We start from the raw sequence: 23,003 nt of genomic DNA, 5'->3' as shown, positions 1-23,003 counted from the left end.
CCGCTCCGCGGGGCGGTTCCGCCGAAGTCGTGCCGAGGTCCGCCGAGGTCGTGCCGGGGTCGAGGAGGTCGTGGGTGGACGCCTACCGCCGGGTGACGGTGCTGGCCCCGGCCTGCCGGCTCGACGTCGCACTGCCCGCGGACCTCGCGATCGCCGAGCTGGTGCCGATGGTGCGGGAGCTGCTGGGCGAGCCCCGGCCCGGCGCCGGACGGGGACCGGCGCCCTGGCGGCTCGACGGCGCGGCCGGGGCGCCGCTGCCGCCCGGCGCCACACTCGCCCAGCTGGGCATCCACGACGGCGAGCTGCTGCGGATCGGTCCGGCCGTCGCGCCGCCGCCGGCCCCGCGGTTCGACGACCTGCCCGAGGCGCTCGCCGCGGCGGTCGAGGCCGCGGCGGCGGGCGACGACGACCGGGCGCTCCCCCTCGCCGTCCTCGGCGCGGTGACGGGGGCGTCGGTCCTGCTCGGGGCGCTGCGCGGGAGCGGGCTGCTCGTCGTCGCGGCCGGGGTGGTCGGCGGGCTCGGGGCGGTCGCGGGGGCTCTGGTGCTGTCGGCGCGGGCGCGGAGCACCGCAGCCGCGACAGGCCCGCGGGGGTGGACCGGCCTCGTCCCCGCCCTGTGTGCCCTCCCGCCCGCGGCAGCGGTCGGCTGGCTGCTGGCGCCCGGCTCACCGACCGCGGCGACCCTGGGCGCGGCGCTGCTCCTCACCCTCGCCGCGGCGGCGGCGCAGGCGGTCGTGCGGGTCCTCGCGCCCCTGCTGACCGCGGTGCTTCTCGTCGGATCGACGACGGCCCTGGCCTGCGCGGTCCTGCTGCTCACCGGCGGCACGGCGGCGACGGCCGGAGCGGCGTGTGCGCTCGCCGCCGTGCTGGCCGCGCCNGCGCTCGCCGGGGTGCTGGCCGCGCCCCTGCTGCCGCGGGTGGCGCTGCGGTTCGCCGGACTGTCCGCGGCCGACGCCGCCGAGCCGCCGGGGCGCCCGGCCGACGGGGCGTCCCGCCCGGCGGGGCAGGCCGATCTCGCCCGCCGGCACCTCGCCGGTCTGGTGCTCGGCACGGCCGCCGTCACCGCGGGCGGTGCGGTGCTCGCCGCGACCGTGCCGAGCCGGTGGGGACCGCTCCTGGCCGTGGCCCTGTGCGCCGTGCTCCTCCTGCGCGCGAGGGGGTTCGCCGAGCCACTGCCCGTCCGCGCGTTGCGGCTGGCGGGGCTGCTCGGCGGGTGCGGCGCGGCGGTGGCGGGCACCCTGGCCGCTCCGGCGGCCGTCCGGCTCCTGGCCGCCCTCGCCACCCTCGGCGCGCTCCTCGCGGTGCTCGCGCTGCACGGCCGGCCGAGCCGGTTCGGGCCGGTCGGCCGGCGCGGCGTCGACCTCGCCGAGCTCGTCCTGACCGCCCTCTGCGTCCCGCTCGCCGCCGCGGCGCTCGACCTGTTCGCGCTGGCCCGCGGATGGTGAGCGCACTGGTGCCGGTCGCCGCGCTGCTGATCGCGCTGGCGCCGGGGCCGGAGGGCGGGCTGAGCCAGGTGACCGAGTGCGTCGGCGCGGGCGGCGCCGGGCGGGGCGGCGGGCTGCCGCTCGCCGCGGTGCACGCGCTGGCCGACGGCGGCGGCGTGCGCGTGGCGGTGATCGACACCGGGGTCGCGCCGCACCCCCGCCTGCCCCGGCTGACCGGGGGCGGCGACTACCTCACCGGCGGCGACGGCCTCACCGACTGCGACGGCCACGGCACCGCGGTCGCGGGGCTGCTCGCCGCGGCCCCGAGCCCGGACGACGACGTCGTCGGCGTGGCGCCGGGGGTCGAGGTCGTCGCCATCCGGCAGGCCAGCCCGTCGTTCACGGTGACGGGACCGGGCGGGGCGACCCGGCCCGCCGGCGACACCGCGTCGCTCGCCGGGGCGGTGCTCCGGGCGATCGGCCTCGGCGCCTCGGTGGTGACGATCAGCGAGGCCGTGTGCCTGGACGCCGCCCGCGCCGCCGTCGTCGGGCGGCCGCTACGGGCCGCCCTGCAGGCGGCGAGGATCGCGGACGTGCTGGTGGTCGCGGCGGCCGGCAACGTCGGCTCCGGCGGCTGCACCGGCGAGCCCGGCGAGGTACCGCTCCCCGCCGCGGCGGGCTACGCAGGCGGCGCCGGCCTCCTCGCCGACGGGGTGCTCGCCGTGGCCGCCACGACCCCGGACGACGCGCCCGCCCCCTTCACCGTCCACGGCCCCTGGGTCGATCTCGCCGCGCGCGGGACGGACCTGCGCTCGCTCGCGCCCGGCTCCGGCCTGACCGGCCCGGACCTGCAGGGCACGAGCCTCGCGGTGCCGATCGTCGCGGGCACGGCCGCGCTGGTCCGGCAGCGCTTCCCCGCGCTCGACGCGACGGCTGTCGCCGAGCGCCTGGTCGCCACGGCCCGGCGGGTCCCGGGCGGCCGGTCCGACGCACTCGGTGCCGGCGTCGTCGATCCGCTCTCCGCCCTGACCCTCCTCACCGCGGCCGATCCGCACCCGGCCGCCTCCGCGGTCGCGTCCCGCCCGCCCGCGCGCCCGACGCCCGCCTGGGTGCCGATCGCCGCGGTCACGGCGCTCTGCGTCCTCGCCGCCGCCTCTCCGCTCCTGGTGCGTCGGCTCCGTCCCTGATCCGACGCCCGCTCCACAGCGGCTCCGCCGCCGCCCATTCCGCAGCGAGCCGGCGGGAACGCTGCCGGGCGGCGGCCGCCGCCGTGAGCCACACCGCTGCGGCGATCGCCGCCCCGCCGAGCAGCACGATCAGGCCACCGACGACGACCGCGTCGGCCGTGCCCGTCGCCGGCGGAGCCACGGGGCGCCCGGCGGCGTCGACCCACAGCGGCACGGTCCGGCCCGCGGGGGTGCCCGGCTCGACCGTCACCGGCCCGAGGCGACCCGTGCCGTCCGGGGCGAGCCACACGGCCTGCACCGGGACCTGCGAGACCAGGGCGTTCTCGTCCGGCGCGCGGACGGGGGCGCCGGCGACGGTGGTCGCCTCGGTGCGGTGCAGGTCTGGCGCCGCGCGGGACACCGCCCGTGCCCCGGCCGCGTCGCCGAGGAGGACCGCTGCAACCAGCACCACGAGTGCCGCGGCCGGCGCGATCCGCCGCACCACGGCTGCCACCCACTCGACGTCGAACCCGGTGTGTGCCACGGATCGAGGATCGGCTGGTCGGGACGGAAGCACAATGTGCCGGTCGTCGAGTGAGACTTCGGCGGATCCGAAGGCTGTACGGTCCGGGCATGGCGTTCGACCTGCTCGATCTCCGGCTCTTCCTCGCGGTGGCCGAGCACGGCAGCATCACCCGCGCCGCTGAGCTCGTGCACCTCTCGCTGGCCTCGGCGAGCGGCCGGATCCGGGCGATGGAGGCGGCCTCGGGCGCGCCGCTGCTCGACCGGCACCGGCGCGGGGTCGTCCCCACGCGCCCCGGTGTCCTGCTGCTGACGCACGCGCGGGAGATCGTCGAGCGCCACGACCGGATGCGCCTGGAGCTCGCGGACCTCGCGGGCCGCCCGGCGACGGTCACCGTGCTGGCCAACACCTCCGCGGCGACCCTGCTACCGGACGTCCTCATCGGCTTCCTGGCCGACCATCCCGACGCCGAAGTCGACCTCCTCGAGCGGCCGAGCCACCGGATCGTCGTCGGGCTGACGTCCGGGCGGGCCGAGTTCGGGCTCCTCGCCGACACCGTCGACCTCACCGGGCTGGAGACGGTCCGGCTCTGCCCCGACCCGCTGCAGGTCGCGTGCACCCCCGACGACCCGTTGGCGAGGGCCACGAGCCTCAGGTTCGCCGAGGTCCTCGACCGGCCCTTCGTCGGCTACGCCGAGGGGAGCGCGTTCGAGGAGCACCTCCGCCGCCAAGCCCTGCCGCTGGGCGCGCATCCCCGGCACCGCGGCCGCTTCCCCGACGCGGCGTCCGTCTGCCGGGCGGTCGCGGCCGGCGTCGGGATCGCGGTCCTGCATGCGCGCAGCATCGCCGACGGGCTCGTCCGCGTTCCCCTCGCCGACGCCTGGGCCGACCGCGACCTCGTCCTGGCGACCCGCGACCTCGCCGGGCTCAGCCGGCCCGCGCGTGCCCTGGCCGACCGGGTCCGCAGCGAGCTGAGGCCTTAGGACCCGACGGCGCGGCGGGCGTCGGCGAGGTCGAGGCGCCCGCCCTGCGGGAGCAGCCGCAGCGCGGCCTCGGGCGCGGCCGGCAGCGCGGGCGGCAGGCCGAGGGCCGTGGCGGTGTCGGCGTCGGCGACGCCGTGGGCGATCCCGCTCGCGGAGACGAGCCAGACCGTGCCGCCCCCGGTCGGCGACACCGCCCGCACCGGACCGCCGCCGAGCAGCACGGCCGCGGCCGCCACGCCACCGCGGAGCGGCACCCGCACGCCCTGCGGGACCGCCGGGAGCTCCGGGCTCAGGCTCACCCCCGCCCGCCCGCCGGCCCAGGTCGCGCAGAGGGCTCCCGGCGCAGGCGACCACGCCGGCACCCGGTCCGGCCAGCCGGCGGGCGGCAGCGTGGTGAGCCGCGGGGCCTCGGCGACGACGGCGGGTGCGATCTCGCGCGGGCCCGTGCCGCCCTGCGCCCGCAGCACCTCGGCGAGGGTCGCCGGCACCTCCTGGACCCCGCCGGGCACGATCGCGAGGTAGGTGCGGCCGCCGTCGAGACCGGCGGTCGTGAGGACGTCGCCGGGGCGGCCGTGCGCGCGGCGCGGGCCCGGGCCGTCGGGCAGGACGGGCGGCGCCCACGCCGGTCCCTCGGGGACGGCGGACAGCGTCGGCGCGCCCACCCGCCGGGGTGCGACGCCGGCGAGGCCGAGCCCGGCCGCGACGGCGGGATCGGTGCCGATCGCGTGCCGGACGCCGTCGAGCACGGCGAAGCGCTCCCCGCCGGGTGCCTCGACGACCACCGCCGGCGCCCCGCGGGGCTCGGGCGCCAGGGTCCCCGCCAGCACCGTCGTGCCGTCCGGCCCGTCGCACACCGCCCAGCGCTCGGGGACCCCAGGACCGCCGGGCGTCACGCCCACGGCCGCGGGCAGCGCGGCCGGAGCGGTCCGCGCCACCTCGGCGAGCTCGGAGTCCGGCACCATCCGCGGTTCGCCGCCGGGCAGCCCGAGGGCGGCCCGCACGAGTCGCCCGGCGACGGCGTCGGGCACCGGGACCAGCCGGTCGGGCTCGTGCGCGACGGCATACACGGCACCCGACGGCGTGCCCACCACCAGGGCCTGCCGGGTCCACTCCGGCCGCGGCGCCAGCGCGGCCTGCACCGCCGCGGCGCCCAGCCCGAGCAGCGCGAGGACGACGCCGACCAGCGTCGCCCGCCGCTGCGCGCGCAGCTGCTCGTGCAGCGGCACGGGATCGGCGCGCACCAGCGCCGCCTCCAGCCGCCGCAGGCCGTAGCGGTGGGCGTCGGCCTGGTCGCGGGTGGCGGGCGGCGGGACCGGGAACGGCACCACCGGACGCTAGCCCGGTGACCCCTCGGTCCGAGGCGGAACGGGAGAACTAGTCCGCCACCCCGATGTCCTCGTTCCACAGCTCGGGGCGGGCGGCGATGAACTCCTCCATGAGCCGGACGCAGCGCTCGTCGTCGAGCAGGGTGACCCGGACCCCGTGCTCGGCGAGCCAGCCGTGGCCGCCGGTGAAGGTCCGGCTCTCCCCGATGACCACCGCGCCGATGCCGAACTGCCGGATCAGCCCGCTGCAGTACCAGCAGGGCGACAGCGTGGTGACCATCGTGGTGCGCCGGTAGTCGCGCTGCCGGCCCGCGTCGCGGAAGGCCGCGGTCTCGCCGTGCACGGACGGGTCGTCGTCCTGGACCCGGCGGTTGTGCCCGCGGCCGAGCACCTCGCCGTCGGGCCCGAGCAGCGCGGCGCCGATCGGGATGCCGCCCGACGCGAGCCCGGCCCGGGCCTCCTCGAGCGCGATCTCCAGTGCGGCGGCGGGGTCGACGGTCACGCCGCCCAGCCTACGGAGACCACGCCACCCGTCGCGTCGCCCCGCCGTTCGCAACCCCCGCGGAACACGCCGCCCGCTGGCTACTGTGGGAGACGTGGACACACCCCTCGATCACCCCGGCGCGTCCACCGCCGATCCCACCGCCGATCCCACCGCCGCGCCCACCGACGCTCCCACCGACGCCGCCCCGGCCGGCCCGACGGACGATCGCGCGCTGCTGCGCCGGTACGAGCCCGTCCTGCGCTACACCGAGGGCGAGCTGTTCCTCCCGGTGACGGTGGCGGACTACGTCACGCGGTGCAGCCTGTGGGAGGAGCCGGAGGGCGACCGCAAGCGCAGTGGCGAGCCCCTCGTCCCCGCCGGGGAGCTCACCCTGGAAGGCCTCGGCGAGGCCGGCCGCCGCTACCGGGAGCGGCGACTGCACCTGCGGTTCGTGCAGGAGTCCCTCGGTGCGCGCGAGGTCCGGCGGTGGCGCCGCGCCGAGCGGCCGCGGCTGGGCGGCATCGGCCGCTTCGCCGCGGTCGGCGTGATCGCCCGGCTGATCGACGTCGTGCTGCGGCTGTCCCTGCTCGTCCGCGGCAAGGTGCCCAACGGCCTCGTGGCGGCCGCCCACCAGCGCTCCCGCGAGCTGACCGGCGCGACCTACTACGGGCGTGTCGTGCGCACCGCGGGCTACACGGTGCTGCAGTACTGGTTCTTCTACGCCTTCAACGACTGGCGCTCGACCTTCCACGGCGTCAACGACCACGAGGCCGACTGGGAGACCGTCGCGGTCTACCTGGTGCCGGACGGGTCCGGCGGGCTCGAGCCGGCCTGGGTCGCCGCCTCCACCCACGACCACCACGGCGACGACCTGCGCCGCCGCTGGGACGACCCGATGCTCGACCGGGACGGCACCCACCCCGTGCTCTACCCCGGCGCCGGCTCCCACTCGCACGCGTTCGTGGCCGGGGACTACGTGGTCAGCGTCGGGCTGCCCGCGCTGCGTGCGGTGCTGCGCACGATCCAACGGGTGCGGCGCTGGCTGATGCCCTTCGCGCCCGAGCCCAGGACCGGCGGGTTCGACGTCCCGTTCATCGACTACGCCCGCGGCGACGGCGTCCGGCTCGGTCCCGGCGGCCGGTCGTGGTCGGTGGAGCTGGTCGACGACACCACGGGCTGGCTCCGCGACTACCGCGGACTGTGGGGGCTGGACACCCGCGACTCCTTCGGCAGCGAACGCGCACCCGCGGGGCCCCGCTACGAGCGCGACCGGACGGTGCGCCGCTCGTGGGCCGACCCGCTCGGCTGGGCGGGCCTGGACAAGGTCGCCCCGACCGCCGAGGAGGAGGCGGCGGCCCTGCAGGAGCGGATGAAGGTCCTGCAGGCCCGCGTCGACGAGCTGGAGACCGAGATCGAGGCCGAGCGGGTGGGCGTCCGGGGCCTGCACGCCGAGCTGCGGTACCTGGCCGCGCGCTCCGACGCCGCGCCCGGCCGGCCGGTGCACCTGGAGGAGCTGCGGCAGCGGGAGGACGGGCTGGCCGCGCTGGTGGCCGAGCGGGTGCGGCTGCTGGAGGAGATCGACGTCCAGGCGGACCGGTTGGCCGGCCCGCGCCCGCCCGGACCCCCCGACGCCCACCTGCACCAGCCGCACCTGCCGTACGTGGTGCACGCGGACTTCCGCTCCCGCTTCCTGCGGGTGTGGGCGGCACTGTCCATCCCGGTGCTGATCGGCGGGCTCGGCGCGCTGCTGTTCTGGCCCCACCTGTCGACGCTGCTGTGGTTCGCGCTGGGTCTGCTGCTGTTCGCCCTGGTGGAGGCCGTGGCGCGGCGCCGGTCGATCGAGTTCGCGGCCAGCATGGCCGGGCTCGCGCTCAGTGCGCTCGTGATCACCGGTGGGGTGATCGCGCTGCTCTCCGGCTGGAAGATCGTGCTGGCCGGTTCGCTCGCCCTGGCGGCCCTGGTCCTGCTGGTGGTGAACGTCAGGGAGCTGCGGGGGCGGTAGCCCCGCCGGGCACCCGGAGGTTGCGGGTGACCTCCGCACGCGCGCCGAGGGCGGAGTCCGGCGGGTAGTCGACGCCGACGAGCGTGAGCCCGTGCGCCGGGGCGACCGCCACCCCCTGGCCCCGCTCCCGGCGGGTGAGCAGCTCGGCCGGCCAGTCGACGCCGCGGCGCCCGCGCCCGACGTCGAGCAGGGCGCCGACCAGGCTGCGGACCATCGAGTGGCAGAAGGCGTCGGCCGACACCGCCGCGGACACCACGCCGTCGGCCGCGCGGGTCCAGGAGAAGCGCTCCAGCGCCCGGACCGTCGTCGCGCCCTCGCGACGCTTGCAGAAGGCGGCGAAGTCGTGCTCGCCGAGCAACCGCTGCGAGGCGGCGTTCACGGCGTCGACGTCGACGGGGTGCGGCCAGGAGAGGGTGTCCCGCGCACGCAGCGGCTCGGCCCCGTACGGGGCGGTGGCGACGCGGTAGACGTAGTGCCGGCGCAGGGCCGAGAAGCGGGCGTCGAACGCCGCGGGGACGGGCGTGACGGTCCGGACCCGGACGTCCGGCGGCAGGAAGCGGGCGAGCCGGCGGACCAGCCGCGCGGGATCGACCTCCACGGGCAGGTCGGCGTGCGCGACCTGGCCGGTGGCGTGCACCCCGGCGTCCGTGCGCCCGGCGACGGTCAACCCGACGTCGGTGCGCAGGATGCGGCCCAGGGCGTCCGTCAGCACGCCGCACACGGTGCGGCGGGTGGGTTGCACGGCCCACCCGGAGAAGTCCGTGCCGTCGTAGGTGATGTCCAGGCGAAAGCGGGCGAGCCCGCCACCCCGGGGGGTGGCGGGCTCGTCCGGATACTGCTCGGAGTACTGCACGGTCACGCGGGAGGACCCTGAATCAGGCCTTCTCGGTGCCCTTGTCGCCGTCGGCCGCGTCCTCGGCCTTCGCCGGCTCGCCGCCGGCGGACTCCTCGGCGTCGGACGCCGGGGCGGTCGCCGCCTCGGCCTCCTCGATCGCTTCGGTGTCGGTCGGCTGCGGCTGGCCCGCCGCGGCCACCGTCTCGCCGGACGGCGCCGAGGTCTCGGAGGTCCCGGAGGCCTCGGAGGCCTCGGAGGTCTCGGAGGCCTCGGTCGACCCGGCCGACTCGGTGGTCGCCGTCTCCTCGGTCGCGGCGGGCTGCGCGGCCTGCGAGGCCGCCGCACGGCGGGCGCGGTTCGCCTCGTCGGTGACGGTCTTCTGCTGGATCAGCTCGATCACGGCCATGGGGGCGTTGTCGCCCTTGCGCGGCAGCGTCTTGGTGATCCGGGTGTAGCCACCGTTGCGGTCCGCGTAGAACGGCCCGATCTCCTCGATGAGGCGGTGGACGACGCCCTTGTCGCGGATGACCTTGAGGATCTCGCGACGGTTGTGCAGGTCGCCCCGCTTGGCCTTGGTGATCAGCCGCTCGGCGTAGGGCCGCAGCCGGCGGGCCTTGGCCTCCGTCGTGGTGATCCGCCCGTGCTGGAACAGCGCGGTCGCCAGGTTGGCCAGGATCAGCCGCTGGTGAGCGGGCGAACCGCCGAGGCGGGGCCCCTTGGTGGGCTGAGGCATGGCTACAACTGCTCCGTTTCTGCGTAGTCCTGGCCGTCGTCGGAGAACGGGTCGGCGTCGTAGCCGCCGGTGTCGGTCCCGTAGTCCGAGGCGGCCGCAGACGGGTCGAACCCGGGCGGGCTGTCCTTGAGCGCGAGGCCGAGGCCGACGAGCTTCATCTTGACCTCGTCGATCGACTTCGCGCCGAAGTTGCGGATGTCCAGCAGGTCCGCCTCGCTGCGCCCGACGAGCTCACCCACGGTGTGGATGCCCTCGCGCTTGAGGCAGTTGTACGAGCGGACGGTGAGGTCGAGCTCCTCGATCGGCATCGCGAAGGCCGCGATGGTGTCCGCCTCCTGCGGCGACGGACCGATCTCGATGCCCTCGGCGTCGACGTTCAGCTCGCGGGCGAGGCCGAACAGCTCGACGAGGGTCTTGCCCGCCGACGCCAGGGCGTCCCGCGGGCCGATGCTCGGCTTGGTCTCGACGTCCAGCACGAGCTTGTCGAAGTCCGTGCGCTGCTCGACACGGGTGGCCTCGACCTTGTAGGTCACCTTGAGGACCGGCGAGTAGATCGAGTCGACCGGGATCCGGCCGATCTCGGCGCCGGTGGCCTTGTTCTGCATCGCCGGCACGTAGCCGCGGCCCCGCTCGACGACGAGCTCCACCTCGAGGCGGCCCTTGTCGTTGAGCGTGGCGATGTGCAGGTCCGGGTTGTGCACGGTGACACCGGCCGGCGGGACGATGTCCCCCGCGGTGACCGCGCCCGGGCCCTGCTTGCGCAGGTACATCGTCACCGGCTCGTCCTCCTCGGAGCTGACGACCAGCTCCTTGAGGTTGAGGATGATGTCGGTGACGTCCTCCTTCACCCCCGGCACGGTGGTGAACTCGTGCAGCACGCCGTCGATGCGGATGCTGGTCACGGCCGCCCCCGGGATGGAGGACAGCAGGGTGCGCCGGAGCGAGTTGCCCAGCGTGTAGCCGAAGCCCGGCTCGAGCGGCTCGATGACGAACCGGGAACGGGTCTCGGTGACCGAGTCCTCGGTCAGGGTGGGGCGCTGAGAGATCAGCACTGGTGTGTCTCCTTAGTGTGCCGCGGCACCCACCATTTGATGCCGCAGTGAGCCCCCCGCCCCACTGCAGGGCGGGGGGACGAGTCAGGAGACCGCGGGCACTACTACTTGGAGTAGAGCTCGACGATCAGCTGCTCGGTGACCTGCGTGTCGATCTGCGCCCGCTCCGGGAGCTGGTGCACGAGGATCCGCAGGGTCGACGGGACGACCTGGAGCCAGGCCGGGACCGGACGGTCGCCGAGGGTCTCCTTGGCGATGACGAACGGGTCCATGCCCAGCGACTTCGGCCGGACGTCGATGATGTCGTACTGCGAGACGCGGAAGCTGGGGATGTTCACCTTCTGGCCGTTGACCAGGAAGTGCCCGTGGTTCACCAGCTGGCGCGCCATGCGCCGGGTGCGGGCCAGGCCGGCCCGGTACACGACGTTGTCCAGCCGCGACTCGAGGATCTGGAGCAGCTCGTCACCGGTCTTGCCGGGACGGCGGTGCGCCTCCTCGTAGTACGAACGGAACTGCTTCTCCAGCACGCCGTAGGCGAAGCGCGCCTTCTGCTTCTCCTGCATCTGCAGGAGGTACTCCGTCTCCTTGATCCGGATCCGGCCGTGCTGGCCGGGCGGGTAGGGACGGCGCTCGAACGCCTGGTCGCCGCCGACGAGGTCGACCTTCAGCCGGCGGGACTTGCGGGTCATGGGGCCGGTGTAACGAGCCATGAGTTGTTACTCCCTTCCCACTCAGACCCGGCGCCGCTTGGGCGGGCGGCATCCGTTGTGCGGCTGGGGGGTCACGTCGGAGATGGTGCCGACCTCGAGGCCGGCGGCCTGCAGCGAGCGGATCGCCGTCTCGCGGCCCGAGCCCGGGCCCTTCACGAAGACGTCGACCTTCTTCATGCCGTGCTCGGCGGCCTTGCGGGCGGCGTTCTCGGCGGCCATCTGCGCCGCGAACGGCGTCGACTTGCGCGAGCCCTTGAAGCCCACGTGGCCGGCGGAGGCCCACGCGATCACGGCACCGGTCGGGTCCGTGATGGACACGATCGTGTTGTTGAAGGTGCTCTTGATGTGCGCGTGGCCGTGCGCGACGTTCTTCTTCTCCTTGCGGCGGACCTTCTTGGGTCCGGCCGCGCCACGGGTACGGGGCGGCATTACTTCTTACCTGCCTTCTTCTTGCCGGCCACGGTCTTCTTCGGGCCCTTGCGGCTGCGCGCGTTGGTCTTGGTGCGCTGGCCGCGGACCGGGAGCCCGCGACGGTGGCGGATGCCCTGGTACGAGCCGATCTCGATCTTCCGGCGGATGTCGGCCTGCACCTCGCGGCGCAGGTCGCCCTCGACCCGGAAGTTGTTCTCGATGTACTCGCGCAGGGAGGCCAGCTGCTCGTCGGTCAGGTCCCGCGAGCGCAGGTCCGGGCTCACGCCCGTGGCGGCCAGGATCTCGAGCGAACGCGACCGCCCGATCCCGTAGATGTAGGTCAGCGCGATCTCCATCCGCTTGTCGCGGGGGAGGTCGACACCTGAGAGTCGTGCCATGCGGCTGGTGTCTCCTTGTCGTGCCGGGTACTCCCGACGGCCGTCCCCGAGTGACTAGTTCGGGGCCCCGGCCCGGTACCGGGGGTGTCACCGCGCCTCGTGTGGCGCGGCAGGTCCGTCGGGTTCCTCTGTTGAGCTGTGCCTCCCGCGACGAGCGCGGTGATCAGCCCTGGCGCTGCTTGTGGCGCAGGTTCTCGCAGATCACCATGACCCGGCCGTGACGGCGGATCACCTTGCACTTGTCGCAGATCGGCTTGACGCTCGGCTTGACCTTCACGTCCGGTCCTTCTGCTGTCTGCCGGGAGGCGGGGCCTTCCGGCGGGGTCTCTTGTCCTGCCCGCCCTCGCCGTGCTGTCCACGGGTCGGCGGGTTCCGGGGGCGGGGCCCCCGGATGTTCACTTGTAGCGGTAGACGATGCGGCCGCGGGAGAGGTCGTAGGGGGAGAGCTCCACGACCACCCGGTCCTCGGGGAGGATCCGGATGTAGTGCTGCCGCATCTTCCCGCTGATGTGCGCGAGGACCCGGTGCCCGTTCTCCAGCTCCACGCGGAACATCGCGTTCGGCAGGGGTTCGACGACCCGGCCCTCGACCTCGATCGCCCCGTCCTTCTTGGCCATGTCCTCCGCGTTCCGTGACAGGTGACTGTGTTTCGGTCGTGCTGTAGTGCTGGTACCGCAGGCGCACCACGGGGCGGGGACGGGACCGAAGGGTGCGGATGAGCACGACCGGAACCGGCGCCACACGGCGCGCCGAGGACCCAGTGTACGTGTGCTTTACAGGTGCCGGCACATGGGGTACGCGCGCGGGGGGTGATCCACGCCCGCACCGACCCGGCGCCCACGGGGTGCGGCCCGCGTCCCTGTCCGCTTCGCCGGAATCAGGTTGACCTGGACCCCGGTCCAGGTGCTGCAGTATGCCGTGTGAGCACCGGTACGGCCCCCCGCCCGCAGCGCCGCCTCCCGCGGCCGCTGCGGCCCTTCCGGCACCGCGACTACGGCCTGCTCGCGGTGTCGATGGCCGCGTCGCTGTTCGCGAGCGGGCTGTGGATCGTCGCGCTGGTCTACCAGGTGATCGCGCTGGGCGGCGGCCCGTCGGACCTGTCGCTGGTCTCGGCGGCCGCGGCCACCGGCCTGCTGGCGAGCGTGCTGCTGGGCGGGGTGGCGGCCGACCGGGTCTCCCGGCGGCTGCTGCTCCGGCTGGTCGAGACCGTCCGGATCGTGATGGCCGGCCTCGCCGCCGCGCTGGCGGTCACCGGCGGCCTGCGGCTCTGGCACCTGGCGCTGATCGCGTTCGTGGTCGGCGCGGCGGAGGCGTTCTTCTACCCGGCCTACTCGGCGATCCTGCCGACGCTGCTGCCCGCCGACGAGCTGCTGGCCGCGAACGGCCTCGAGGGCGTCCTGCGCCCGGTCGCCATGTACGCCGCGGGCCCCGCGCTGGCCGGCGGGCTGGTGGCCGCGTTCGGCCCGGGCGTCGCGCTGGGGGGTGCGGCCGCGGGGTACGCGCTGGCCCTGCTGCCGCTGCTCGCCATGCGGGTGCCGCCCTCGGTCGACGAGGAGCGGGAACGCACCTCCGTCCTCGCCGACCTGCGCGAGGGCTTCGCCTACCTGCTGCGCACCGGCTGGCTCTTCGCGACGCTCGCCTTCGCCGTGCTGCTGGTGCTGGTCGTGATCGGCCCGATCGAGGTGCTGCTGCCCTTCGCCGTCCGCGAGCAGACGGCGAGCGGACCGGGCGGGTACGCGCTGGTGCTGGCCGCGTTCGGGCTGGGCGGCGCGGCCGGGTCGCTGATCGCCTCGGCCGGCCGGATGCCGCGCCGCTATCTCACGATCATGATCCTGCTCTGGGGCGTCGGCGGCGTCCCGCTGGCCGCGATCGGCTTCACCGACCGGCTCTGGGTCATGGGCGCGATCGTCGGCGTGGTGGGGGCGGCGCACGGGGCGGCGATGGTGATCTGGGGGACGCTGCTGCAGCGCCGCGTCCCGCCGCACCTGCTCGGCCGGGTCTCGAGCCTGGACTTCTTCGTGTCGCTGGCCCTGATGCCGGTGTCCACCGCGCTGGCCGGGCCGGTCGGCGAGACGATCGGCATCCCGGCCACCTTCGTGATCGCCGGCCTCGGCCCGGTGCTGCTGGCCGTGGCCGCGGTCGTGGGCTGGCGCCTGCACCGCGACGAGCTCGCCCATCCCCTCGACCCCGCCCCGACACCATGAGCGAACGGCACTCCCGCTCGGCAGGACCGAGCGGGAGTGCCGTTCGCGCAGCGGAAGTGCCGCTCGGGCACCGGGGTCAGAGCGCCTTGAGCTCCTCGGTGACCTCCATGACGGACTTCTTGGCGTCGCCGAAGAGCATGCTCGTGCGCTCCGCGTAGAACAGCGGGTTGTCGATGCCGGCGAAGCCGCTGTTCATCGAGCGCTTCAGCACGATGACGGTGCGGGACTCGTCGACGTTGAGGATCGGCATGCCGTGGATGGGCGAGCTGGGGTCGTTGCGCGCCGCCGGGTTGGTGACGTCGTTGGCCCCGATGACGAGCGTGACGTCCGTGCGGGCGAACTCGTCGTTGATCTCGTCCATCTCCTTGAGCGCGTCGTAGGCCACGTCGGCCTCGGCCAGCAGCACGTTCATGTGCCCCGGCATGCGCCCGGCGACCGGGTGGATGGCGTACTTGACCTCCACGCCCTTCGCCTCGAGCAGCTTGGCCATGTCCTTGACCGCGTGCTGGGCCTGCGCGACCGCCATCCCGTAGCCCGGCACCACGATGACCTGCGAGGCGTAGGCCATCTGGATCGCCGCGTCCGAGGCCGAGGTCGACTTCACGGTCCGCTCCACGCCGTCGTCCGACGCCGCCACGCCCGTGCCGCCGAACCCGCCGGCCACGATCGCCGGGATGGTCCGGTTCATCGCCACGGCCATCTGGTTGGTCAGGATGGAACCGGACGCGCCGACGATCATGCCGGCCACGATCATCGCCGTGTTGTCCAGCGCGAGGCCGGCGGCCGCGGCCGAGAGCCCGGTCAGCGCGTTGAGCAGCGAGATCACCACGGGCATGTCCGCGCCGCCGATCGGCAGCACCACCATCACGCCGAGGACGGCGGCCAGCAGCAGCACCAGCACGATCCACAGCTGGGAGGCCCCGCCCAGCCCGGCGACCACCGCGCACACGATGGCGGCGACCAGGAGCAGCGCGTTGACCGCCTGCTGCGCCTTACCCAGCCCCATCGGCCGGCCCGGCAGGATCTCCTGCAGCTTGCCGAAGGCGATCAGCGAGCCCCAGAAGGACACCGACCCGATGATCGCCGCGAACAGCGACGCGACGACGACGTAGGTGGCGGTGTCGAGGAAGCCGCCGGAGGTGCGGAACTCCGACCACGCGATCAGCGCGACCGCGCCGCCGCCGACGCCGTTGAACAGCGCCACCATCTGCGGCATCGCGGTCATCTTGACCTGCCGCGCGGACGGCACGCCCAGCGCCGCGCCGACGACCAGGCCCACCACGACCAGCACCCAGTTGTGGTGCACCCGCAGCAGCGTCGCGACGACCGCGATCAGCATGCCGACCGCGGCGATCTTGTTGCCGCGCACCGCGGTCTTCGGCCCGGTCAGGCCCATCAGCCCGTAGATGAACAGGGCGAACGCGATGATGTAGAGGATCGGGACGAGGACGTCCAGGACCGCCGTGTCCATCAGCGCTTCACCTGGCCGTTGCCCGAGGCGCGCTCGGGGTCGCCGGCCGACACCTTCTCGGCGGGCTTCGCCTTGAACATCCCCAGCATCCGGTCGGTGACCAGGAAACCACCGACGACGTTGATCGTGCCGAAGGCGATCGCGACGACCAGGATGACCGCGTCGAGCACCGACGGGTTCTCCAGCTCGCCGAGCACGATCAGCCCGCCGAGCAGCACGATCCCGTGGATCGCGTTCGTGCCGGACATCAGCGGCGTGTGCAGCGTGTTCGGCACCTTCGAGATGACCGCGAACCCGACGAACCCGGCCAGCACCAGGATCGCGATGTTCGCCAGCAGGGACCCGCTCTGCATCACTCCGCCTCTCGCGTCACGCAGGACTTCGCCAGCACCTCGTCCGACCAGTCCGGCGCGACCGCGCCGCCGTCGTCGAGCATGAGTTCCAGCAGGGCCGAGACGTTGCGGGCGTAGAGCTCCGACGCGTGCTCGGGCATCCCGGCCGGCAGGTTGAGCGGCGAGGCGATGGTGACGTCGTGGCGCACCACGGTCTCGCCCGGCTCGGTGAGCTCGCAGTTGCCGCCGGTCTCCCCCGCGAGGTCGACGACGACGCTGCCCGGCTTCATCCCCTCCACCGCCTTCGCGGTGACCAGGGTCGGGGCCTTGCGCCCGGGCACGAGCGCCGTGGTGATCACGACGTCGAACCCGGTGATGGCCTCCTCGAGCCGCTTCTGCTGCTCGGCGCGCTCCGCCTCGGTCAGCTCGCGGGCGTAGCCGCCCTCGCCGGCGGCGTCGATGCCCAGGTCCAGCCACTGCGCGCCCAGCGACCGCACCTGGTCGGCCACCTCGGGGCGCACGTCGTAGCCGGTGGTGCGGGCGCCGAGCCGCTTCGCCGTGGCCAACGCCTGCAGCCCGGCCACGCCCACGCCGAGGACCAGGGCGGTCGCCGGCTTCACCGTGCCCGCCGCGGTCGTCAGCATCGGGAAGAACCGGGTCGAGCGCTCCGCCGCCAGCAGCACCGCCTTGTAGCCGGCGACGTTGGCCTGCGAGGACAACGCGTCCATCGACTGCGCCCGCGAGATGCGCGGGATCGACTCCATCGCGAACGCCGTGACCCCGGCCTCCCGCAGCGCCGCGACGGTCTCGGGGGAGGTCAGTGGGGCCAGGAACCCGATCAGCGTCGACCCCGACCGCAGCCGCCCGATCTCCTCCGCGGTCGGCGGCGCCACCTTCACCAGCACGTCGCACGACCACGGATCGCCGATCGTCGCGCCCGCCTCGACGTACAGCTCGTCGGGGATCAGGGCACCCAGCCCGGCCCCGGGCTCCACGACCACCGAGACGTTCTTCGACCGGAGTCGTTCCACGACCTTCGGCACCAGCGCGACGCGACGCTCACCGGAGCCCGACTCGCGGGGCACGCCCACGGTCGCTCCCGGGGGCCGCTGCTCTGCGGCATCAGCACTCATGCGAGGAACCTAGACCAGTCGAGCGCCGAAAGGTCCTCTCCGGATCATTCTTCAGCCCCTGCCCGACCGGGCGGTTTCCGGGCCGAGCGCGGGGGGCCGCGTCAGGCGGGGAGGGTGAGGACCGAGTACCCGTCCTCGGTGACGGCGACGGTGTGCTCCCAGTGCACGGCCCGCCCGCCGTGCTCGGTGACGACGGTCCAGCCGTCCTCGAGCTCGCGGGTCTCCGGGTCGCCCGCGGTCAGCATCGGCTCGATCGCCAGGGCCATGCCGGGGCGGAGCTTGGGGCCGTGCCCCGGCTCGCCGTGGTTGGGCAGGAACGGGTCCATGTGCATGGACGTGCCGATGCCGTGCCCGCCGTACTCGGCGACGATCCCGTAGTCCGCCCGGTCCGCGTTCGCGGCCCGCCGGCAGGCCTCCTGGACGGCGTACGAGATGTCGGTCAGCCGGCCGCCGGGCCGCACGGCCTCGATGCCCGCCCACATCGCGGCCTCGCACGCCTTCGACAGCGCGAGGTCCTCGGGCGACACCTCCCCGACGGCCAGCGTGACGGCGGAGTCGCCGTGCCAGCCGTCGAGGATCGCGCCGCAGTCCACGGACACGAGGTCCCCGTCCGCCAGCACCTGGGCCGACGAGGGGATGCCGTGGACGATCTGCTCGTTCACCGACGCGCAGATGCTCGCCGGGAACCCGTGGTAGCCCTTGAAGGAGGGGACGGCGCCGGCGTCGCGGATGACCTGCTCCGCCAGTGCGTCCAGCTCGGCCGTGGAGACCCCCGGCTTGGCGAGGTCGGCGACCGCCGCCAGCGCGGCGGCCACCACGGCACCCGCCGCCCGCATGGCCTCGATCTCGGCCGGATCCTTGAGCTCGATGTCCCGCCCCCGCAGCCGTGCGATCGCGCCGCGCACGCCGCCCTTCCTGCCGGTCATGCGGGCCTCCCGTCGATCGCGTCTCCTACTTGCGTGCCTCGAGTGCGCTGGTCACCCGCTGGGTGATCTCGGGGACCTCGCCGACGGCGTCGACCGTGACGAGCTTGTCCGCGTAGTAGCGCAACAGCGGGGCCGTCTCGTCCCGGTAGACCTGCTGCCGGTTCCGGATGACCTCTTCGTTGTCGTCCGAGCGGCCGCGGCCGAGCAGCCGCTGCACGACGACCTCGTCGTCCACCTGGAACTCGACGACGGCGTCGAGCTCGACACCGTACTCGGCCAGGATCCCGGCCAGCGCGTCCGCCTGCGGCACCGTCCGCGGGAAGCCGTCGAGGATGAAGCCCTTCGCGGCGTCGGGGTCCGCGAGGCGGTCCTTCACCATCGCGACGGTGACGGAGTCCGGCACGAGGTTGCCGGCGTCCATGTACGACTTGGCCTCGAGACCGAGCGGCGTCTCGTCCTTCAGGTTCGCCCGGAACAGGTCCCCGGTGGAGATGTGCGGGACGTCCAGCTGCTGCGCCAGGCGCTCGGCCTGTGTCCCCTTACCCGCGCCCGGCGGACCGACAAGAACGAGTCGCACTTGGAACCCGACCTCCCTGCTTGTTTCTGCTCTGCCGCCGGCTCTGGCGGCGAACGGGGTGACCCCGGCGGGACCGTCGGGCTGGAGGGCCCGCTCGCCGAGGCGTCGATACTGCATCTTCGACGGCCCGTCGAACAAGGCCCTCTTCCCCGACTCTAACGCAGGAAACCCTCGTAGTTGCGCTGCATCAGCTGGCTCTCGATCTGCTTGACGGTGTCCAGCCCGACCCCGACCATGATCAGCACGGCGGTGCCGCCGAACGGGAAGTTCTGGTTCTGCCCGCTGCCCGTGACGCCCAGGAAGAAGTTCGGCAGGACGGCGATGATGCCCAGGTAGAGCGATCCCGGCAGGGTGATGCGGCTGAGCACGAAGTTCAGGTACTCGGCGGTCGGCCGGCCCGGCCGGATGCCCGGGATGAAGCCGCCGAACTTCTTCATCTCGTCGGCCCGTTCCTCCGGGTTGAAGGTGATGCCGACGTAGAAGTACGTGAAGAAGATGATGAGCGCCACGTACAGGGTGATGTGCAGCCAGTTGGACTGGTCGACCAGGTAGGTCTGCACGAACCGCTGGAAGGCGCCGCCCTCGTTGCCGAGCAGCCGCGACACCAGGTCCGGCAGGTACAGCAGCGAGCTGCCGAAGATCACCGGGATGACGCCGGCCTGGTTCACCTTCAGCGGCAGGTACGTGGACGTGCCGCCGTACATCCGCCGCCCGACCATCCGCTTGGCGTACTGCACCGGGATCCGGCGCTGGCCCTGCTCCACGAACACGACGCTGACGATGATGGCCAGGCCGAACACGCAGACGGCCGCGAAGGCCAGCGGGCCGGCGTTGTCGAGGATGTTCTTGCCCTCGGCCGGGATGCGGTGCGCGATCGACGCGAAGATCAGCAACGACATGCCGTTGCCGATGCCCTTCTCCGTGACCTGCTCGCCCAGCCACATGACGACCGACGTGCCCGCCGTCATGACGATGACGATGATCGCCAGGGAGAAGACGTCGGAGTCCGGGATGATCGGCCGGTCGCAGTTGCCGAGCAGCGCCCCGCGGTCGGCCAGCGCCACGATCCCGGTGGCCTGCAGGATCGCCAGCGCGATCGTGAGGTAGCGGGTGTACTGCGTGAGCTTGGCCTGCCCGGACTGGCCCTCCTTCTTCAGCACCTCGAACCGCGGGATGACCACGGTGAGCAGCTGGACGATGATCGACGCCGTGATGTACGGCATGATCCCGAGGGCCAGGATCGACAGCTGCAGGAGCGCGCCGCCGGAGAACAGGTTGATGAGCGAGTAGATGCCCGCGTTGTCGCTGCCCTCGACCTGCCGGATGCACTCCTGCACGTTGGGGTAGGACACGCCGGGCGACGGGATGTTCGCCCCGAGCCGGTAGACGGCCACGACCCCGAGGGTGAAGAGGATCTTCTTCCGGAGATCCGGGGTCGTGAGGGCCGCCCGGAAAGCGCTGAGCACCTCGGTGATCCTCCTGGTCTGCTGCCCGCACGGCCGTACGTCGACGGCCTGGGCGGAAGACGACTCTAACAGCGACGACGCCGCCCGCTCGGCCGCCCCTCGTCGGGGGCGGGCCGCTCGGACGGCGTCGCCGGGTGAAGCCCTGTCGTCGACAGGTCAGAGCTCGGTGGCGGTGCCACCCGCGGCCGCGATCTTCTCCTTGGCCGAGCCGGAGAAGGCGTGGGCGCTGACGGTGAGCGCGACACCGTCGAGGTCGCCGGTGCCGAGGACCTTGACCGGCTTGCCCTTGCGGACCGCGCCGGCCTCGGCGAGGGCCTCGGGGGTCACCTCGCCGCCCTGCGGGAACAGGGTGGCCAGGTCGCCGACGTTCACGACCTGGTACTCGGTCCGGAACCGGTTCTTGAAGCCCTTGAGCTTGGGCAGCCGCATGTGCAGCGGCATCTGCCCGCCCTCGAAGGCGGAGGGCACGGTCTTGCGGGCCTTCGTGCCCTTGGTACCGCGACCGGCGGTCTTGCCCTTGCTGCCCTCACCGCGACCGACGCGGGTCTTGGCGGTCTTGGCGCCGGGCGCCGGCCGCAGGTGGTGAACCTTGATCGTCTCGCTCATCAGGACACCTCCTCCACGGTCACCAGGTGACGCACGGTGTTGATGAGCCCGCGGACCTGCTGCGTGTCCGGCCACTCCTGGGACTGGCGGATCTTGCGCAGGCCGAGGGCCTTCAGCGACTCACGCTGGTTCGCCTTGCCGCCGATGGCGGAGCGGACCTGCGTGATCCTCAGCTTCTTGTCGGCCATGACGCTCACACCCTCGCAGCCTGGGCGGCCTCGGCCCGGGCGCGCAGCATCGAGGCGGGGGCCACGTCCTCGAGGGGCAGGCCGCGGCGGGCCGCCACCTCCTCGGGCCGCTGGATCTGCTTCAGCGCGTCCACCGTGGCGTGCACGATGTTGATCGCGTTGTCGCTGCCCAGCGACTTCGACAGGACGTCGTGGATGCCCGCGCACTCCAGGACGGCGCGCACGGGGCCACCGGCGATGACACCGGTACCGGGGCTGGCCGGGCGGAGCATGACCACGCCCGCGGCCGCCTCGCCCTGGACCCGGTGCACGATCGTGCCGCCGATGCGCGGGACGCGGAAGAAGTTCTTCTTCGCCTCCTCGACACCCTTGGCGATCGCGGCCGGGACCTCCTTGGCCTTGCCGTAGCCCACGCCGACCAGGCCGTCGCCGTCGCCGACGATCATCAGGGCGGTGAAGCTGAAGCGACGACCACCCTTCACGACCTTGGCCACGCGGTTGATCGTGACGAGTCGCTCGATGTACGGGGTCTTGTCCTGGGCCGCCCCGCCACGGCCACCGTCGCGGCGGTCCCGGCGGTCGTTACCGCCCGGGCCGCCGCCCTCGCGCCGCGTACGTCCCGGCATCAGACGGTCCCTTCCATCTCGTTGGTCTGCATCAGAACTTCAGGCCTCCCTCGCGGGCGGCGTCGGCCAGCGCCGCGATCCGGCCGTGGTAGCCGAAGCCACCGTGGTCGAACACGACGGCCTCGACGCCGGCGGCCTTGGCCCGGTCCGCGATGAGCTCGCCGACCTTGGCGGCCTTGGCCTTCTTGTCGCCCTCGAGCGCACGCACGTCGGCGTCGAGCGACGAGGCGGCGGCCAGCGTGTGGCCCGCGACGTCGTCGATCAGCTGCACGTGCACGTGGCGCGAGCTGCGCTTGACCGCCAGCCGCGGACGCGCCGGCGTCCCGCTGATCTTCTTGCGCAGCCGGGCGTGCCGGCGCGCCAGCCCCGTGCGGCGGGTGGCGGACACCCGCGAGGCGGTGCGCTTCTTCGCGTTCGCAGAAATCGTGTCGGCCATGGCTTACTTACCCGTCTTCCCGACCTTGCGGCGGACGTTCTCGCCGGCGTACCGCACGCCCTTGCCCTTGTAGGGCTCCGGCTTGCGGATCTTGCGGATGTTCGCCGCGGTCTCGCCCACCAGCTGCTTGTCGATGCCGGCCACCGAGAACCGGGTGGGCGACTCGACGGCGAAGGTGATGCCCTCCGGCGCCTGGACCACGACGGGGTGGCTGAAGCCGAGCGCGAACTCCAGGGAGTTGCCCTTGAGCGCGACGCGGTAACCGACGCCGACGATCTCGAGCTTCTTCTCGTAGCCCTTGGTGACGCCCTCGACGAGGTTGTTGATGAGCGTCCGGGACAGGCCGTGGTAGGCCTTGGTCTTCCGCTCGTCGTCCGGCCGCTTGACCAGGACCACGCCGTCGTCACTGCGCTCGACGGTGATCGGCGCGATGACGGTGTGCGACAGGGTGCCCTTCGGGCCCTTGACGGTGACCGTGCGGCCCTCGATGGTCACGTCGACGCCGGACGGAACGGTGATCGGCAGCTTCCCGATGCGGGACATCGCTCTACTCCCTTCTCACCAGACGTAGGCGAGGACTTCCCCGCCCACGCCGTTCCGGTAGGCCTGCTTGTCCGTGAGGAGGCCCTGGCTGGTCGAGATGACCGCGATGCCCAGGCCGCCGAGGACGCGCGGCAGGTTGGTCGACTTCGCGTAGACCCGCAGGCCCGGCTTCGAGACCCGGCGCAGGCCGGCGATGCTGCGCTCGCGGTTGCGCCCGTACTTGAGCTCGATCACCAGGGACTTGCCGACCTCGGCGTCCTCGGTGTGGTGGCTCGCGATGTAGCCCTCCTTCTGCAGGATCTCCGCAATGGCGACCTTCAGCTTGGAGTGCGGCATCACGACCTGGTCGTGATAGGCCGAGTTCGCGTTCCGCAGACGCGTGAGCATGTCTGCGATCGGATCGGTCATCGTCATGTCGGTGTCTCTTTCCCGCCGTGGTTCCCCCCGGA

At 73.7% G+C, this 23,003-nt stretch carries 27 protein-coding genes and 1 pseudogene; 5 read left to right on the top strand and 23 right to left on the bottom strand.

Annotated features, from left to right (window positions below):
- The first annotated feature begins 29 nt into the window (after positions 1-29).
- A complete protein-coding gene (gene eccD, locus ACFQH9_RS22625; RefSeq protein WP_465269540.1) occupies positions 30-1,445 on the top strand; it encodes a type VII secretion integral membrane protein EccD in 1,416 nt (471 codons plus the stop codon).
- Complete coding sequence (locus ACFQH9_RS22620) at positions 1,439-2,611, top strand: S8 family serine peptidase (protein ID WP_379568647.1); 1,173 nt, start codon at positions 1,439-1,441, stop codon at positions 2,609-2,611. The genes eccD and ACFQH9_RS22620 overlap by 7 nt, the downstream gene beginning before the upstream one ends.
- Here ACFQH9_RS22620 and ACFQH9_RS22615 read toward each other — a convergent pair.
- Positions 2,550-3,134, bottom strand: a complete 585-nt coding sequence (locus tag ACFQH9_RS22615; protein ID WP_379568645.1) for a hypothetical protein — start codon at positions 3,132-3,134, stop codon at positions 2,550-2,552. The genes ACFQH9_RS22620 and ACFQH9_RS22615 overlap by 62 nt on opposite strands.
- Positions 3,135-3,223: 89 nt before the next feature.
- On the opposite strand from ACFQH9_RS22615, the gene ACFQH9_RS22610 reads away from it, so the two are divergent.
- The gene (locus ACFQH9_RS22610) at positions 3,224-4,096 is read left to right on the top strand and encodes a LysR family transcriptional regulator (protein WP_379568643.1); all 873 of its coding nucleotides are present in this window, start codon (positions 3,224-3,226) and stop codon (positions 4,094-4,096) included.
- Here the strand turns inward: ACFQH9_RS22610 and eccB are convergent.
- Both eccB and ACFQH9_RS22600 read right to left on the bottom strand, forming a co-directional pair.
- Complete coding sequence (gene eccB / locus ACFQH9_RS22605) at positions 4,093-5,421, bottom strand: type VII secretion protein EccB (RefSeq protein WP_379568641.1); 1,329 nt, start codon at positions 5,419-5,421, stop codon at positions 4,093-4,095. The two genes, ACFQH9_RS22610 and eccB, sit on opposite strands and share 4 nt — an antisense overlap.
- 49 nt (positions 5,422-5,470) lie before the next feature.
- The gene (locus tag ACFQH9_RS22600) at positions 5,471-5,923 is read right to left on the bottom strand and encodes a nucleoside deaminase (RefSeq protein ID WP_379568639.1); all 453 of its coding nucleotides are present in this window, start codon (positions 5,921-5,923) and stop codon (positions 5,471-5,473) included.
- Positions 5,924-6,017: 94 nt separating this feature from the next.
- On the opposite strand from ACFQH9_RS22600, the gene ACFQH9_RS22595 reads away from it, so the two are divergent.
- The gene (locus ACFQH9_RS22595; RefSeq protein ID WP_379568637.1) at positions 6,018-7,907 is read left to right on the top strand and encodes a PT domain-containing protein; all 1,890 of its coding nucleotides are present in this window, start codon (positions 6,018-6,020) and stop codon (positions 7,905-7,907) included.
- Here the strand turns inward: ACFQH9_RS22595 and truA are convergent.
- The 8 genes and pseudogenes from truA to infA form a co-directional block, all read right to left on the bottom strand.
- The gene (truA, locus tag ACFQH9_RS22590; RefSeq protein WP_379568695.1) at positions 7,885-8,760 is read right to left on the bottom strand and encodes a tRNA pseudouridine(38-40) synthase TruA; all 876 of its coding nucleotides are present in this window, start codon (positions 8,758-8,760) and stop codon (positions 7,885-7,887) included. The two genes, ACFQH9_RS22595 and truA, sit on opposite strands and share 23 nt — an antisense overlap.
- A 184-nt stretch (positions 8,761-8,944) precedes the next feature.
- Positions 8,945-9,475 (bottom strand): annotated as a pseudogene (rplQ, locus tag ACFQH9_RS22585) (50S ribosomal protein L17); the annotation flags it as partial.
- Positions 9,476-9,477: 2 nt separating this feature from the next.
- Positions 9,478-10,527, bottom strand: a complete 1,050-nt coding sequence (locus tag ACFQH9_RS22580; RefSeq protein ID WP_037046151.1) for a DNA-directed RNA polymerase subunit alpha — start codon at positions 10,525-10,527, stop codon at positions 9,478-9,480.
- A 104-nt stretch (positions 10,528-10,631) separates the two neighbouring features.
- A complete protein-coding gene (gene rpsD / locus ACFQH9_RS22575; protein WP_379568635.1) occupies positions 10,632-11,237 on the bottom strand; it encodes a 30S ribosomal protein S4 in 606 nt (201 codons plus the stop codon).
- A 21-nt stretch (positions 11,238-11,258) separates the two neighbouring features.
- Positions 11,259-11,666, bottom strand: coding sequence for a 30S ribosomal protein S11 (rpsK, locus tag ACFQH9_RS22570; RefSeq protein ID WP_013677438.1), 408 nt, complete (start codon positions 11,664-11,666; stop codon positions 11,259-11,261).
- Positions 11,666-12,046 (bottom strand): 30S ribosomal protein S13, encoded by a 381-nt coding sequence (rpsM, locus tag ACFQH9_RS22565; protein WP_379568633.1) that lies wholly within the window; start codon positions 12,044-12,046, stop codon positions 11,666-11,668. The genes rpsK and rpsM overlap by 1 nt, the downstream gene beginning before the upstream one ends.
- A 163-nt stretch (positions 12,047-12,209) precedes the next feature.
- Positions 12,210-12,323 carry a 50S ribosomal protein L36 gene (gene rpmJ, locus ACFQH9_RS22560; protein ID WP_015883600.1) on the bottom strand — a complete coding sequence of 38 codons (114 nt, stop codon included), beginning with the start codon at positions 12,321-12,323 and terminating at the stop codon, positions 12,210-12,212.
- 118 nt (positions 12,324-12,441) lie between these two features.
- Positions 12,442-12,663 (bottom strand): translation initiation factor IF-1, encoded by a 222-nt coding sequence (gene infA, locus ACFQH9_RS22555; protein ID WP_010228514.1) that lies wholly within the window; start codon positions 12,661-12,663, stop codon positions 12,442-12,444.
- Positions 12,664-12,966: 303 nt separating this feature from the next.
- Between infA and ACFQH9_RS22550 the strand changes: the two genes are divergently transcribed.
- Positions 12,967-14,250: an MFS transporter gene (locus ACFQH9_RS22550; RefSeq protein WP_379568630.1), complete on the top strand. Its 1,284-nt coding sequence runs from the start codon at positions 12,967-12,969 to the stop codon at positions 14,248-14,250.
- A gap of 76 nt (positions 14,251-14,326) precedes the next feature.
- Here ACFQH9_RS22550 and ACFQH9_RS22545 read toward each other — a convergent pair whose 3' ends face one another.
- From ACFQH9_RS22545 to rpsH, 12 genes are all read right to left on the bottom strand, one after another.
- A complete protein-coding gene (locus ACFQH9_RS22545) occupies positions 14,327-15,721 on the bottom strand; it encodes an NAD(P)(+) transhydrogenase (Re/Si-specific) subunit beta (protein ID WP_379568628.1) in 1,395 nt (464 codons plus the stop codon).
- Positions 15,721-16,074, bottom strand: coding sequence for an NAD(P) transhydrogenase subunit alpha part 2 (locus ACFQH9_RS22540; protein ID WP_379568626.1), 354 nt, complete (start codon positions 16,072-16,074; stop codon positions 15,721-15,723). Before ACFQH9_RS22540 ends, ACFQH9_RS22545 begins: the two co-directional genes overlap by 1 nt.
- Positions 16,074-17,186: a Re/Si-specific NAD(P)(+) transhydrogenase subunit alpha gene (locus ACFQH9_RS22535; RefSeq protein ID WP_379568623.1), complete on the bottom strand. Its 1,113-nt coding sequence runs from the start codon at positions 17,184-17,186 to the stop codon at positions 16,074-16,076. Before ACFQH9_RS22535 ends, ACFQH9_RS22540 begins: the two co-directional genes overlap by 1 nt.
- Positions 17,187-17,287: 101 nt before the next feature.
- A complete protein-coding gene (gene map, locus ACFQH9_RS22530; RefSeq protein ID WP_379568621.1) occupies positions 17,288-18,112 on the bottom strand; it encodes a type I methionyl aminopeptidase in 825 nt (274 codons plus the stop codon).
- Between the two features lie 25 nt (positions 18,113-18,137).
- A complete protein-coding gene (locus ACFQH9_RS22525; protein ID WP_379568619.1) occupies positions 18,138-18,689 on the bottom strand; it encodes an adenylate kinase in 552 nt (183 codons plus the stop codon).
- Between the two features lie 155 nt (positions 18,690-18,844).
- A complete protein-coding gene (gene secY, locus ACFQH9_RS22520) occupies positions 18,845-20,155 on the bottom strand; it encodes a preprotein translocase subunit SecY (protein WP_379568617.1) in 1,311 nt (436 codons plus the stop codon).
- A gap of 156 nt (positions 20,156-20,311) precedes the next feature.
- Entirely contained in the window at positions 20,312-20,761 is a 450-nt protein-coding gene (gene rplO, locus ACFQH9_RS22515; RefSeq protein WP_345383456.1) for a 50S ribosomal protein L15, read from the bottom strand.
- Positions 20,761-20,949 carry a 50S ribosomal protein L30 gene (rpmD, locus tag ACFQH9_RS22510; RefSeq protein ID WP_379568693.1) on the bottom strand — a complete coding sequence of 63 codons (189 nt, stop codon included), beginning with the start codon at positions 20,947-20,949 and terminating at the stop codon, positions 20,761-20,763. Before rpmD ends, rplO begins: the two co-directional genes overlap by 1 nt.
- Positions 20,950-20,954: 5 nt before the next feature.
- Positions 20,955-21,575, bottom strand: coding sequence for a 30S ribosomal protein S5 (gene rpsE / locus ACFQH9_RS22505; RefSeq protein ID WP_379568615.1), 621 nt, complete (start codon positions 21,573-21,575; stop codon positions 20,955-20,957).
- A gap of 31 nt (positions 21,576-21,606) precedes the next feature.
- The gene (gene rplR / locus ACFQH9_RS22500) at positions 21,607-22,011 is read right to left on the bottom strand and encodes a 50S ribosomal protein L18 (protein ID WP_379568613.1); all 405 of its coding nucleotides are present in this window, start codon (positions 22,009-22,011) and stop codon (positions 21,607-21,609) included.
- Positions 22,012-22,014: 3 nt separating this feature from the next.
- Positions 22,015-22,554: a 50S ribosomal protein L6 gene (gene rplF / locus ACFQH9_RS22495; protein ID WP_379568611.1), complete on the bottom strand. Its 540-nt coding sequence runs from the start codon at positions 22,552-22,554 to the stop codon at positions 22,015-22,017.
- 15 nt (positions 22,555-22,569) lie between these two features.
- On the bottom strand, positions 22,570-22,968 hold the full coding sequence (rpsH, locus tag ACFQH9_RS22490) for a 30S ribosomal protein S8 (RefSeq protein WP_379568609.1): 399 nt from the start codon (positions 22,966-22,968) through the stop codon (positions 22,570-22,572).
- Between the last annotated feature and the right edge of the window lie 35 nt (positions 22,969-23,003).

Origin of the sequence: Pseudonocardia lutea, from assembly GCF_042658055.1 — a bacterium.
Lineage (GTDB): Bacteria > Actinomycetota > Actinomycetes > Mycobacteriales > Pseudonocardiaceae > Pseudonocardia > Pseudonocardia lutea.
Note: the sequence above shows the minus strand (reverse complement) of the source record. Positions and strands in the feature narration are given on the sequence as shown.